The organism is Pseudomonas alloputida, assembly GCF_021283545.2.
GTDB classification, from domain to species: Bacteria; Pseudomonadota; Gammaproteobacteria; order Pseudomonadales; family Pseudomonadaceae; genus Aquipseudomonas; species Aquipseudomonas alloputida.
The window spans coordinates 3,927,617-3,940,295 of the sequence record NZ_CP128540.1 but is presented as its reverse complement, the minus strand read 5'-3'; the positions used below and the strand labels follow the sequence as shown (position 1 = coordinate 3,940,295).

The window sequence follows — 12,679 nt, the reverse complement described above, 5'->3', positions numbered from 1 at the left end:
GTGGGCTGATGTACTAGCGCGATTCGAGAAAAAAGCACCCGCCAGCGTAATGGCCAAACTTGCCTTGGAGCAGGCCATTGCGCCGGAGTGGGTCGATCAGGTTTTCGAGGAGCACCGCCAACGGCAGTATTCTCGCGAGCTGCTGTTCTCGACCATTATCAAGTTGATGTCGCTTGTTTCATTGGGCTTGAAGCCATCGCTGCATGCTGCGGCAAGACAACTGGACGACCTTCCCGTCAGCCTGGCAGCTCTGTACGACAAGATCAGTCGAACCGAACCTGCCCTGTTGCGTGCTCTGGTGACAGGCTGCGCGCAGCGCTTGGCGCCGACAATCCATGAGTTGGGCTGCTCAGCCATGCTTCCTGATTGGCAAGTTCGGGTGGTCGATGGCAGCCACTTGGCCTCTACCGAAAAGCGTCTTGGCGCGTTGCGCCAAGAGCGCGGAGCGGCTCGCCCCGGGTTTTCGGTGGTGGTTTACGACCCCGACCTGGATCAGGTAATTGACCTCCAGCCGTGCGAGGACGCCTACGCAAGCGAACGAGTTTGTGTTTTGCCGTTGCTGGCTGAAGCAAAGACCAATCAGGTTTGGATCGCTGACCGTCTCTACTGCACGCTGCCTGTAATGGAGGCGTGCGAACAGGTGAAGACATCATTTGTCATTCGCCAGCAGGCCAAGCATCCACGCTTGATCCAGGAAGGTGAGTGGCAAGCACCGATGCCCGTCGCCACAGGCACTGTGCGCGAGCAATCCATCGAAGTAAAAGGCGGGCACCGCTGGCGACGTGTCGAGTTAACGCTTCATTCACCAAACGACTCAGGTGATAACAGCTTGATGTTCTGGAGCAACCTGCCCGAGAGCATCAGTGCGCAACAGATCGCAGACTTCTATCGGCGCCGCTGGAGCATTGAAGGGATGTTCCAGCGGTTGGAAGCAATTCTGGAAAGTGAAATTGAAACCCTCGGCAGTCCGCGAGCCGCCTTGCTTGGATTCACCACTGCCGTGCTGGCATACAACGTTCTGGCCTTGCTCAAGCGAAGTGTTGAACAGGCTCACCGCGATGCCTTGCCCGAGAATTGGGAAGCCTCGATCTATCACTTGGCGGTGCAGATCAGAGGGGGTTACGAAGGCATGCAGATTGCCCTGCCATCCGAGTACATGCCCGTTGTTCCGATGGAAAACCTGGCTCAGCGCCTGCTGGAGCTGGCCAGAAACATCCAGCCCAGACAGGTTGCGAAAAGCCCACGAGGCCCCAAGGTGCTCAAAGCGAAGGCCTGGGTGCAAGGGACGGCTGTACATGCTCATGTTTCGACGGATCGGGTCATCAAAGCCGCCAAAACCAAAAGACCTTGAAAGGGATGGCCTTCAGGGTGGGTTTGCCTGGCAAGAGTGGCGTGGGTGGCGGGATCGTGGCGATCGTACCGGGGCAATTTACCGTATGCGTGTGGTCGCCAGAGCTGAATGCTGCGGGCAACTCCCTGGCCGGGATGGCGGCGCTTGAGCTGCTCAGTTCGCGGATCGGATGGTCGGTGTTCTGATCAGCGAACTCAGGGGCAATCAGGCGTCGCCTTGGCGGGTCAGAACGCGTATACCAACGTGGCCGTGGCGCTGCGTGGGCTGCCATACCAGCGGGTATCCGGCGTTGTCCATTTTCTGATATCTCGCACCTGCTGTCAGCAAGGTGCTGTCGGTGATGTCTCACCCCAGCACCCCATAGGCTGAAGACATGCCTTGGCAGTAACATCCCCATCGCACACAAGGCTGCTCCTGCCAGTGCTGTACAGGCGTTGAAACCGACATGCAGGCTCTCTGTACTTGCCCAGGCAGTGTCCGGACGGCGCCCGTGAACCCGCGCATTCACCGGAAATGGAACCTACCGAAGATGACCCGCGAAGCGTTTGCTCCTTATCAGTGCCTTGCCACTGACTTGCTGAAGTATCTGCCGTCTGACCAGAATGATGGCTCCCACGACTTGGCCCATATTCATCGTGTGTGGGTCAATGCGCACCGGATCCAGCGGGTGGAGGGTGGCGACCTTGAAATCTTGCTTGCGGCGACGGTGCTGCACGACTGTGTGGCGGTGGAAAAGCATTCGCCGTTACGTGGGCAGGCCTCGACGTTGTCGGCGAACAAGGCTGCATCAGTCCTTGCTGAGATGGGCTGGCCGAGTGGGCGTGTTGAGCAGGTAGTGCATGCGATCAAAACACACAGTTACTCGGCGGGGTTCGAACCGCTGACACGTGAGGCCTGCATCCTTCAGGACAGTGACCGGCTTGACGCCATAGGCGCGGTGGGTATTGCCCGGTGTTTTTACGTCGCCGGGCGAATGGGGTCGGCGCTCTATGACTTCGAGAATCCTTTCGCGCAGCAGAGGGCGTACCAGGACGGGGCGTATGCCATCGAGCACTTCCAGACCAAACTGCTCAAGCTCGCCTCGGGCTTTAAAACCCAAGAAGGGGCGCGCCTTGCTGCCGAGCGTCATACCCGGCTTGAAACCTTTCTTACCCAGTTCATGGACGAGATTACCGGGGCAGGTTAGTCATGCCGGGCTTGTACCGTCGTGCTTGAGCTCAGTCAGCCCAACGCCACAGCGGCTCATCCAGCAACCCAACCCCCCGCAGCTGGGTTTGCCCTTGTATTTTTTCCAGCTCTAGCACATTGCACCCGTCACAGGCTGCCAGCGCGTTGATTAATGGCGCACTGTGCGATACCACCCAAACCTGGCTACGGCGTGATGCACGAATGATCAGCCGCGCCAAGGCCGGGAGCAGGTCCGCGTGCAGACTGGTTTCCGGTTCGTTCAACACCATCAGCGATGGCGGCCGTGGTGTGAGCAGGGCGGCCATCAGCAGAAGATAACGCAGGGTGCCGTCCGACAATTCAGCACCCTCGAGCGGGCGCAAAAGACCGTGCTGGTGCAGCCGTACACTGAACAGCCCGCCAGGTGGCGCATTGATCTCCAGACGGCTGCCGGGAAACGCGTCATTCAGCGCTTCCTCCAGATCCTCCACATCGCCAATTTCGATAATGGTCTGCAACGCCGAGGCCAGGTTGCGCCCGTCGTGATGCAGCACCGGCGAGCGAGTGCCCAGTTGGGGTTGACGGCAAGGCGCGTCACGGTCAATCCGGAAGTGATCGTAAAACCGCCAGCTGTTGATGAACGCGCGCAGGTCACCGATCTCCGGTGCCTGGCGTGGCCGGCCGACGATGTTGAAAAAGCTCTCGCCGCTGTCAGCATGCTGATCGAGCACTGCCCAGCGGTTGCCCTCGCGGGCCCGCACCAGGGCATTCTTGCGCTCGACCAGCAAGGAAGAGGGGCGATAGGCGCCAGCGCCCCAGATGGCCTCGCACTTTATTTCAGGGTCGAGCATGAACGCGCTCGGATACGGCAGGGGAATTGGCAGGCCGAGGGTGATGGCAAAACCGAGGTCTTCGGTGGCAAAGCCCAGGCGCAGGCGCCTGACTTCGCTCGGATGCTGGCCTTGGATGGGCACTTCGCCGCGCCGCATTCGTGCGCTGGTTTCTGGGCCAGCCCACCAGGTCGAATCCAGCCCGCCTTCACGGGCGAGGGCTTCGACCACACCGCCCTGTGCGGTTTCGGCCAGCAGGCGCAGCGCCTTGTACAGGTTGGATTTGCCGCTGCCGTTGGCACCGGTCACCAGGTTGAGTTGGCTCAGCGGCAGCACCAGGTGGTTGATCGAGCGGTAGTTGCCGATGGCAAGGGTAGTGAGCATGCAGTGCTTCCCAGCGTGGACCAGGCGACCGATTGTGGCCGAAGCGTGCCTGCCTTGTCAGCCATCCCTGCTGAGGCTGCTGCAAGTGAAGCAGGCGTGCGCACCGTCTATAGTGTGGGGCAACCTCTCGCGCAAAGGATGCTCACATGGCCAGATCACCAATCATGACAGCCGTTGTCACCTCATTGGCGGTGGCCTTGGCCTCTGGTCCGGTGCTCGCCGACCCGGGTAATGGCAAAGGCCAGGGCCAAGGTCAGGGGCACGGCAAGGGCCAGGCGCCGCACGCCCAGGGCCAGGGCAATTCGGGCGGCCACAAGCAGAGCGCCGGCGGCAATGACTGGCACGGCGGCCCGTCCATCGACCGTGGCGATGTACTGGGCATCCTCGGTGGCCACCGCAGCTACTGGAGCCCGGGCCCGGCATTGCCTCCAGGCATTCAGAAGAACCTGGCCCGCGGCAAGCCCCTGCCACCTGGTATCGCCAAGAAGCTGGATGGTCGTCTGTTGGGGCAGCTGCCTCACTACGACGGGTATGAGTGGATGCAAGCGGGCGCAGACCTGATTCTGGTCGCCGTGGCGACCGGGATCATCTATGAGGTGTTGAACGGGGCATTCGACTAAGGCCGCAGGTGCGAGCAGTCCGCTCGGTCCCTGCAGGCGCTGGCGTGCCTGCGATGGGCTGCGCAGCAGCCCAACGGCCTATCAACGCTGCCGTAACACCGCGGCCAGCCCAAGGGTCAGCACCACAGCGCACAGCATGGCCAGCCCGATGGTCACGCCAACGCCCCACGTTTCCAGCAGCCCTGCCAATACCAGATAGAACGCAATCACCCCCACCGCGCCGATCGCATTCCCCCGCACCATCGCTGCCATCCCGGCTCGCCCGCCCTGCACATGGGCGAACACTACCAGCGGCCAGGCAATCACCGGAATCGGCGCCAGCATCCCGCTGGTCGCCGGGCCCAGCCAACTGGCCAGGCTGGTGGTGATCATCAGCAGGGAAGTGGCAGATACCATGCGCAACGGGATTTCCCAGTGCCGGTGCCGGGGGCGGGCCAAGGTATCAGGTTTGGGCTCGCGGCCGCTGGCGCGGATCAGCATGCCAATCAGCACCAACGCCACTGCAATCGACAGATACAGGCTGCCCCAGTGGGTGAAGGCATAGGCGGCCAGGCCATAGAACAGCAACGCCAGCAGTACGGCCACGGCGATGCCGAGTGTGCGTGTGGCCAGCAGGTAGACGGTGTAGGTGGCCTGCACCGCCGCCAGGCCGCCCAGTGCGCCGGGCAATGCGCCCAGGGCGAAGGCCGTGCCCTGTTCCAGGCACAGGAAGGTCATCACCAGCGCCGAGGTGATCGGCAGGCCGGACAGCAATCCGCCTAACAGGCCGCCCCAGCGCCGGGAGGCGAGGGAGATGGCCCACATCAGCAGGGGGGTGATGGTCAGTTTCAGGTAAAACAGGGTCATTGCGGGTGCATCCAGGCTTGATGAAGGTGCGCCCGCCTTCGACATTGGGTAGGGCGCGGGTGAATCAGCCGCGGCTGGCCTCCAAGGCCTGGGCCAGGTCGGCGATGATGTCGTCACTGTGTTCGATGCCGATCGACAGGCGCACCATGTCCCGTGGCACACCGGCCTTCTCCAGTTCGTCGTCGTTGAGCTGACGGTGGGTAGTGGAAGCGGGGTGACAGGCCAGTGACTTGGCGTCGCCGATGTTCACCAGGCGTACCACCAACTGCAACGCGTCGATGAAACGCGCGCCAGCCGCCTGGCCACCCTTGATGCCGAACGACAGGATCGATGCCGGCTTGCCGCCGGTGTAGCGCTGGGCCAGTGCATGTTCGGGGTGGTCGGGCAGCCCGGCGAACTTCACCCAGGCCACTTGCTCGTGGGCTTGCAGGTAATGGGCGACCTTTAGCGCGTTCTCGGTATGGCGCTCCATGCGCAGGGCCAGGGTTTCCAGGCCTTGCAGGATCAGGAAGGCGTTGAACGGCGACAGCGCGGCGCCGGTGTTGCGCAAGGGCACCACACGGCAGCGGCCGATGAAGGCGGCAGGCCCGAAAGCTTCGGTGTAGGTGACGCCGTGGTAGGACGGGTCGGGGGTGTTGAGCAGGGCGAAGCGTTCCTTGTTTTCGGCCCAGGGGAATTTGCCGGAGTCGATGACGATGCCGCCGATGCTGGTGCCGTGACCGCCGATGTACTTGGTCAGCGAGTGCACGACGATATCGGCGCCGTGCTCGAACGGCCGGCACAGCACCGGGGTGGCCACGGTGTTGTCGACGATCAGCGGCACCCCGTGGCGGTGGGCGGCCTCGGCCAGCGCAGCGATATCAACGATATTGCCGGCGGGGTTGCCGATGGACTCGCAGAATACCGCTTTGGTACGCGCATCGATCAGCGCTTCGAGGGCGGCGATATCGTCATGGGCCGCGAAGCGGGTGTGGATACCCATGCGTGGCAGGGTGTGCGCCAGCAGGTTGTAGGTGCCGCCGTACAGCTTGGCCACCGAGACGATATTGTCGCCGGCTTCGGCGACGGTCTGGATGGCGTAGGTGATAGCCGCCATGCCCGAGGCTACGGCCAGCGCGCCAACCCCGCCTTCCAGGGCGGCCATGCGCTGCTCGAGCACGTCGTTGGTGGGGTTCATGATGCGCGAATAGATGTTGCCGGCAACCTTCAGGTCAAACAGGTCGGCGCCGTGCTGGGTGTCGTCGAAGGCGAAGGAGGTGGTCTGGTAGATCGGTACGGCCACCGCCTTGGTGGTCGGGTCGGGGCTGAAGCCCGCATGGATGGCAAGCGTTTCCAGCTTCATGCAATCGTTCCTTGAGCGTGGGTGGAAGCGTTCGAGCATGCGGCGGCGAGTGGGCATGGGTCAAGGAGGATCATTCTGGCGGTCCCTGCATGGCGTTTGCAGCCACTGGGTTGACAGTAAAGATATGCAAAGTTTCCCTGTGCCATCACACCGCAGCTCTAGAATCCTGCCGCTGCCCAATCAGCTAAGGCAGGCAGCAGATCTAGCCTTGTGGAGCGTTTCAATGAAGTCGAAAAACCTTTTGCGCGCAGCCTTGGTGGCGGCGCTGGTATCCGCCTTGTCGGGTTGCTGGATGTTCATGCCGCCGGGAGGTGGCGGTGGTCATGGTGGGGGTGGCCACGGCGGTGGTTTTGGTGGCCATCAGGGTGGCGGCCCGCGCTAAGCTGACCCCGCGATGGACCGCGCCCTCTCGGCCGGGTTGCAAGCGCGTACCCGGCACGGGCGCATGCACATTGGTCGCCCGAACCGCGCGTGGCACAGCGCCGGTGTTTGCGCCTTAGGGCATGCAGGATGATGCGCTGATCGGCAGTTGATCCTGCTTCACGTCGGGTGCCTGAGGCGAGCGCACTCTGTTCGCCACCCCAAACGGTACATGCACCATCGGCAGGTTTCCCGCTGGCGATTGCAGGTGCGTGCGCTGGTCGTCGAAAAACACATGCGGCTTCAATATCGACAACACCCTGGGCTTATCCATGCCGCCTAGAAAAAAGCACTCATCCGGGGATACGCCCCAATCCTTCAAGGTCGTCACCACCCGCTCATGCGAAGGCGCGTTGCGCGCCGTGACGATGGCAATGCGCAGAATCCGCTGGTACGTCGGGTCCTCGGCCAGCTTGCGGTCCTCCAGCATGCGTATCCGCGATAGTTTGCGGTAAAGGTCTGCCAGTGGCCCCGGCGAATGCGGGGTGCTCTTGTGCATGCGCTCGTGTTCCTGAAAGTCGTCCAGGTTGTCGTTGCGCTTGTAAACACTCTCTGCCTCGTCGTCGGCAATCACGCCATCGAAGTCGAAGGCCACCCGCAGCTCAGTGTCGATTTCATCATCGTAGATGCGCGTAGGCAGTACACGCCCGGCAGGATAGTTGGCGTCGATGGCCTTTTGCACATCTTCCTCGTTGGCGCTGAGAAACAGCGAGGCATTGAACGCCGGGATGTATTCGTAGGGCGAGCGGCCCGACATGAATGCCGCGCGGGTGATGTCCAGCTGATAGTGGCTGATGGAGCGGAACACCCGCAGGCCGGTTTCCGGTGAGTTGCGCGAGAGCAGCACCACTTCCACCGGCAACTGGTCGGGGAACGCCTTGTTGATGCTCAGGAAGCGGCGAATGAACGGGAGCGCCACCCCCCTGGGGAACGGCTCGTCCAGGTTCTGTTCCTGGTGCTGGCGGTAAGCCTCGACACCTTGTGTCTGGTAGATGTCATCGGAAACGGAGAGGTCGAACAGCGCACTCGAGGCAACGCCGATGACCAGTTTTTCTTCAATGGGGTAAGGCATGCAGCGGCTCCTGCGAGTGGCATGAAGGCAAGTGTACGCGCACGTTGTGACGAAAGCCGTCAATTGCGCGACTGATCAGTGGATCCGGTAGTGTCATTTTGATAGCTTCTCGCCCCTTACCGCAGTATCCGGACAGTGATTGATGAACCAGCTACATGAACACGGCACCCTGACTCCGCTTGCCGAGGCGAATGGGAACACGATGCACGAAAGCCACCTTGAGGCAGACGCGTCGGCCCAGCAGGCCACCGAGCACGAAGCACTGCAGGCCAGTATCGAGGCGCTGAACAAAAAGCTCGTGGCAACTACCCTGGCCCGTGTGCAGAAGGAAGGGGCGATTCGCAAGCACCTTGAGCAGTGCCAGCAGCAACTGGCCGCCAGCAATCAGGCTCGGGAGAGGCTGTCCATCACGGTGACAACGGCGCTGAAGAAGCTCGCGCTGGCAGCGAGCACCCAGGCAGACCGTGTGGACAGTGTGGAGGCGCGCTTGACCGGCCTGGCTGAGCGCCAATGTAAATGCGTCGCGCAGTCAGCAGCCGGTTGGCCCGCGTACCTGGAACGTCATGGAGTGTCGTTGGTCGCCTTGGCCGTGGCTGTGTTTACGCTGGGGCTGCACCTGCTTGGGTAGTGCAACCTCAAGGCCGCACTGGGTTCAAGCGTTGAAGTGCCAAAGCTTGCGGGTTGGCGACGTTCTTCGGCACCCCGTCGAAAAACGCCAGCACATTGTCGAAGGCGTCACCGAAGTACAGCTCGTAGCCGCTCTTCTCCACATACCCCAGGTGGGGCGTACTGAGTACACGTGGGTGGCGCAGCAGTGGATGGGCCGGGTCGAGTAACGGCTCTTCCTCATAAACATCCACCGCCGCGTAGCCCGGCCGCCCGGCATCCAATGCCTGCAGTAATGCGCCTGGTGCGATCAGTTCCGCGCGGCTGACGTTCACCAGCAAGGCGTCGGGCTTCATGTGGGACAGGTCGTCGAAGGTCACCCCATGGCGTGTCTGATCCGAAAGGCGCAGGTTCAGGCTGACAATATCCGCCTCGGCAAAAAACGCCTCACGCGAGGCGGCAGCAGCGTGCCCATCGGCTTTGGCTGCGGCGCGGCTGTTGTCGCTGCCCCACACCAGCACGGGCATGTCGAAGGCCTGTGCATAACGCGCCAGGCGCTGGCCGATCTTGCCATAGCCCCAGATGCCCAGCGTCTGCCCGGCCAGCGCCTGGCCCAGGTTGACCTGCCATTGGCCTTGGCGGAAGGCATCGATGGCCGGCACCAATTGCCGGCGGGCATTGAGGATCAGCGCCCAGGCCAGTTCGGCAGGCGCTACCGGCGATCCGCGCCCCTCGGTCACGGCAATGCCGCGCGCGGTGCAGGCAGCCAGGTCAAGGTGGCTGGACACCTTGCCGGTCTGGCTGATCAGCTTGAGGTTGGGCAGGCGGTCGAGCAAGGCGGCGTCGATGCGTGTGCGTTCGCGGGTGAGTACCAGGGCATCGGCATCGGCAAAACTTGCGGCAAGTTGTTCCAGCGTGGCAGGCGGGAGCTCATGAAGGACGCTGACAGCATGCCCGCTCAGCTTGCCGAAGCAATCGAGGGTACGGATTACATTTTGGTAGTCGTCGGGAATGACAATGCGCATGGTGGTCTGGCCCGGGCGGTACAGTGAAGCGTCGAAGATAACCTAACGGGGGGAATCGGTGTCAGATCAGGCTGCAGTCGCTGCACATCAGCACCGGCTCTGCCGCCCAGTGATGCAACCGCCATGCGTTGGCGGCCCTGTCGCGACACGAGGCCGCCCCTACTGGCCACCAGATAGCTGCTCCACCAGAAAATCCACAAACACCCGCACCCGTGCCGGCATCGCCGGGCCGCCGACGAACACCGCATGAATCGGTTCCCGATCACCCGGGTTGTAAGCCTCCAGCAACGGCACCAGTTGCCCGTTGGCCAGGTCATCGGCCACGGTAAAGGTGCCGATACGCGCCACGCCGGCGCCCAGCCTGGCCAGCTGCGCCAGCGCCTCACCACTGCTGCATTCGATATTCCCTTTCACCTTCAGTGAGAATGTATGCCCGTCGCGGTGAAACGGCCAGTCAGGCATCGCGCGGCGGAAGTTGAAGCGCAGGCAGTTGTGCCTGGCAAGGTCTTCAGGTTCAAGCGGGGTACCGTAGCGTTGCAGGTATTCTGGCGAGGCCACCACTACCTGGCCGGTCTCGCCAATGGCGCGCGCGCTCAACGAGCTGTCCGGCAGGTGACCGAAGCGCAGCGCCACGTCGGCCTGGCCGCCGAGTATATCGGCCACCTCGTCGCTGAGGGTCAGGTCAACCAGCACTTGCGGGTAGCGTGCGCTGAAGGCCGCCAGCAGCGGCACTACGGTCAACCGGGCATGGCCCAGCGCAGCGCTGACCCGCAAGCGCCCGCGTGGCACGCCTTGGTCAGTGATGGCTTCTTCCACTTCGAGCATGTCCGCCAGCACCCGCCGTGCACCGCGCAGGTAGGCCTCTCCCTCGGGGGTAAGGGTGAGCGCCCGGGTCGTGCGCAGCAGCAGGCGGGTACCCAGGCGCTGTTCGGTGCGGGCGAGAATGCGGCTGACCGCCGAGGGCGTCAGGCCTAGCGCTCGGGCGGCAGCAGACAGGCTGCCCGCTTGCGCCACCTTGGCAAAAATCTCCATCTCGCCGGATCTGCCACTGAAGTCCATTTGTGCCTCTCAAGCAAAGGTGGTTCGCAAAAATGCAGTCTAGTGCGCGTTTTAAACGGATCGTAGCATTTGCGGCATAGATAAGGAGCTTGCCATGCGTATCAATCCACCGCTTGTCGCACTCGCCATCGGTGCCTTCGGCATCGGCGTTACAGAGTTTGCCCCCATGGGCATGTTGCCCAGTATCGCTACCGACCTCGGTGTTTCCATTCCTGCTGCGGGGCTGCTGGTCAGTGCCTATGCCATCGGCGTGCTGATCGGCGCGCCGCTGATGACCCTGGCCACGGTGAAGATCCCGCGCCGTTACCTGTTGATCGGGCTGATGGCCATTTTCACCTTGGGCAACCTGATGTCGGCCCTGGCCAGCGACTACGCCAGCCTGCTGGTGGCCCGCGTGGTCACTTCACTCAACCACGGCGCCTTCTTTGGCATCGGCTCGATCGTCGCGGCCAGTGTGGTGCCGCCCGAGAAGCGCGCCGGGGCCGTGGCTGCAATGTTCATGGGTTTGACCCTGGCCACCATCGGCGGCGTGCCGTTGGCGACCTGGTTGGGTGAAATGCTGGGTTGGCGCACGGCGTTCTGGGGTATTGCCGGGCTTGGCCTGGTGGCGATGACCACACTCTGGTACGCACTGCCCAATGTTGCGTCGCCCAAGGGCGAGGGTGCCATGGCCGAGATCCGTGTGCTGGGCCGCAGGCCGGTACTGGCGGCCTTGTTGCTGACCGTGGTGGGCTCCAGCGCCATGTTCACGGTGTTCACCTACATTGCGCCGATCCTGCAGCATGAAGCGGCGGCGTCCACCCCCTTCGTGACGGCCATGCTGGTGCTGTTCGGTGTCGGCCTGACCTTGGGCAACGTGTGGGGTGGCAAGGCGGCGGACCGCTCGATCGATCGCACTCTGATCCTGTCACTGGCTGGGCTGATTGCCGTGCTGCTGGTGTTTCCGCTGGTACTGGACTGGCCGCTGCCGACCGCCTTGGCGATCCTGGTCTGGGGTGCGGCCAGCTTTGCCCTGGTGCCGCCGCTGCAAATGCGGGTCATGGAAGCGGCCAAGGATGCCCCCAACCTGGCCTCTGCGGTGAACATTGGCGCGTTCAACCTGGGCAATGCGATCGGTGCGGCGCTGGGCGGCGCAGTGATCAATGCGGGGCTGGGCTACCCGGCAATTTCCCTGGCGGGGGCTGCGATGGCTGCCCTGGGGCTGGTACTGGTGCTGCTGTTTGCCTGGCGTGGGCGAGGGGTGGTAGCAGGGGGGCAGGTTGCGCTGTAGCAGGCCTGAACCTTGGGGCGCCTTGCGCCCCTCGATACACTTCCTTGCGGGTACTATGGGGTACCGTTTCGGCCATGCAAGTGATAGGCAGGGCGCTCGCTCAGGCGCTCGTAATAATCGCGCACCGCGGGCAGGTGCGGGTGCTCGAACGGCGTTTCGAACCAGCGGTTGACTGACAGGCCGATCGGGATGTCGGCCAGGGTGAACTGGCTGCCGGCCACATAGGCACCGGTGCTGGCCAGCTGGCGGTCGAGGATGCGCATGTAGCGTGACCACTCGGCACAACCGGCAGCCAGTGCTTGCGGGTCCTGGTGAGCGGGCGAATGCCTGACCAGCGACATGAACGCGTAGCTCCATGAGCGGTTCAGGTCCGAGGCCTGCCAGTCGATCCACTGGTCGATCCGCGCCCGCGCCTGGGCCTCGCCGGGATAGAACGCGGTGGCGCCGTAGCGGCTGGCCAGGTAACGGATGATGCTATTGGATTCCCACAAGGTGAAGTCGCCGTCCTGGATCACCGGAATCATGGCGTTGGGGTTCAGCGCGAGGAACTCGGTGCTGTCAGTGGCCTTGAAGCCAGAACCCCAGTCTTCGCGCTCGAACGCGATCTCGAATTCGGCGCAGGCCCATAGGACTTTTCGCACATTGATGGAAGAGGCTCTTCCCAGTATCCGCAGCATGGTGTTCGTC

13 protein-coding genes and 1 pseudogene are annotated in these 12,679 nt (G+C 62.9%); 7 read left to right on the top strand and 7 right to left on the bottom strand.

Features of this window, described 5'->3' with window-relative positions:
• Positions 1–49: 49 nt before the first annotated feature.
• The 3 genes and pseudogenes from LU682_RS18015 (at position 50) to LU682_RS18005 (ending at position 2,537) form a co-directional block, all read left to right on the top strand.
• Positions 50–1,351, top strand: coding sequence for an IS4-like element ISPpu8 family transposase (locus LU682_RS18015; protein ID WP_010952894.1), 1,302 nt, complete (start codon positions 50–52; stop codon positions 1,349–1,351).
• 8 nt (positions 1,352–1,359) lie between these two features.
• Positions 1,360–1,536, top strand: a pseudogene (locus LU682_RS18010) (glutaminase); the annotation flags it as partial.
• 344 nt (positions 1,537–1,880) lie between these two features.
• Positions 1,881–2,537, top strand: coding sequence for an HD domain-containing protein (locus LU682_RS18005; protein WP_010953454.1), 657 nt, complete (start codon positions 1,881–1,883; stop codon positions 2,535–2,537).
• A gap of 31 nt (positions 2,538–2,568) precedes the next feature.
• On the opposite strand, the gene LU682_RS18000 is transcribed toward LU682_RS18005, so the two are convergent.
• Complete coding sequence (locus LU682_RS18000) at positions 2,569–3,732, bottom strand: AAA family ATPase (RefSeq protein ID WP_010953455.1); 1,164 nt, start codon at positions 3,730–3,732, stop codon at positions 2,569–2,571.
• A 146-nt stretch (positions 3,733–3,878) separates the two neighbouring features.
• On the opposite strand from LU682_RS18000, the gene LU682_RS17995 reads away from it, so the two are divergent.
• Complete coding sequence (locus tag LU682_RS17995; RefSeq protein WP_010953456.1) at positions 3,879–4,352, top strand: anti-virulence regulator CigR family protein; 474 nt, start codon at positions 3,879–3,881, stop codon at positions 4,350–4,352.
• Positions 4,353–4,433: 81 nt separating this feature from the next.
• Here the strand turns inward: LU682_RS17995 and LU682_RS17990 are convergent, their stop codons facing one another.
• Positions 4,434–5,198, bottom strand: coding sequence for a hypothetical protein (locus LU682_RS17990; RefSeq protein ID WP_049587162.1), 765 nt, complete (start codon positions 5,196–5,198; stop codon positions 4,434–4,436).
• A 64-nt stretch (positions 5,199–5,262) separates the two neighbouring features.
• Positions 5,263–6,540 (bottom strand): bifunctional O-acetylhomoserine aminocarboxypropyltransferase/cysteine synthase, encoded by a 1,278-nt coding sequence (locus tag LU682_RS17985; RefSeq protein ID WP_010953458.1) that lies wholly within the window; start codon positions 6,538–6,540, stop codon positions 5,263–5,265.
• Positions 6,541–6,763: 223 nt separating this feature from the next.
• Here LU682_RS17985 and LU682_RS17980 point away from each other — a divergent pair, with 223 nt between their 5' ends.
• Entirely contained in the window at positions 6,764–6,922 is a 159-nt protein-coding gene (locus tag LU682_RS17980; protein ID WP_004575389.1) for a hypothetical protein, read from the top strand.
• 114 nt (positions 6,923–7,036) lie between these two features.
• Here the strand turns inward: LU682_RS17980 and LU682_RS17975 are convergent, their stop codons facing one another.
• Entirely contained in the window at positions 7,037–8,032 is a 996-nt protein-coding gene (locus tag LU682_RS17975) for a 5'-nucleotidase (protein ID WP_010953461.1), read from the bottom strand.
• Between the two features lie 142 nt (positions 8,033–8,174).
• On the opposite strand from LU682_RS17975, the gene LU682_RS17970 reads away from it, so the two are divergent.
• Positions 8,175–8,660, top strand: a complete 486-nt coding sequence (locus LU682_RS17970) for a hypothetical protein (RefSeq protein WP_049587164.1) — start codon at positions 8,175–8,177, stop codon at positions 8,658–8,660.
• Between the two features lie 7 nt (positions 8,661–8,667).
• Here LU682_RS17970 and LU682_RS17965 read toward each other — a convergent pair whose 3' ends face one another.
• Positions 8,668–9,663: a D-2-hydroxyacid dehydrogenase family protein gene (locus tag LU682_RS17965; RefSeq protein ID WP_010953463.1), complete on the bottom strand. Its 996-nt coding sequence runs from the start codon at positions 9,661–9,663 to the stop codon at positions 8,668–8,670.
• Positions 9,664–9,822: 159 nt separating this feature from the next.
• The gene (locus tag LU682_RS17960) at positions 9,823–10,722 is read right to left on the bottom strand and encodes a LysR family transcriptional regulator (protein ID WP_060489578.1); all 900 of its coding nucleotides are present in this window, start codon (positions 10,720–10,722) and stop codon (positions 9,823–9,825) included.
• A 94-nt stretch (positions 10,723–10,816) separates the two neighbouring features.
• Here LU682_RS17960 and LU682_RS17955 point away from each other — a divergent pair, with 94 nt between their 5' ends.
• A complete protein-coding gene (locus LU682_RS17955; RefSeq protein WP_010953465.1) occupies positions 10,817–11,992 on the top strand; it encodes an MFS transporter in 1,176 nt (391 codons plus the stop codon).
• A gap of 53 nt (positions 11,993–12,045) precedes the next feature.
• On the opposite strand, the gene LU682_RS17950 is transcribed toward LU682_RS17955, so the two are convergent.
• Positions 12,046–12,669, bottom strand: coding sequence for a glutathione S-transferase family protein (locus tag LU682_RS17950; RefSeq protein ID WP_010953466.1), 624 nt, complete (start codon positions 12,667–12,669; stop codon positions 12,046–12,048).
• Positions 12,670–12,679 lie beyond the last annotated feature (10 nt).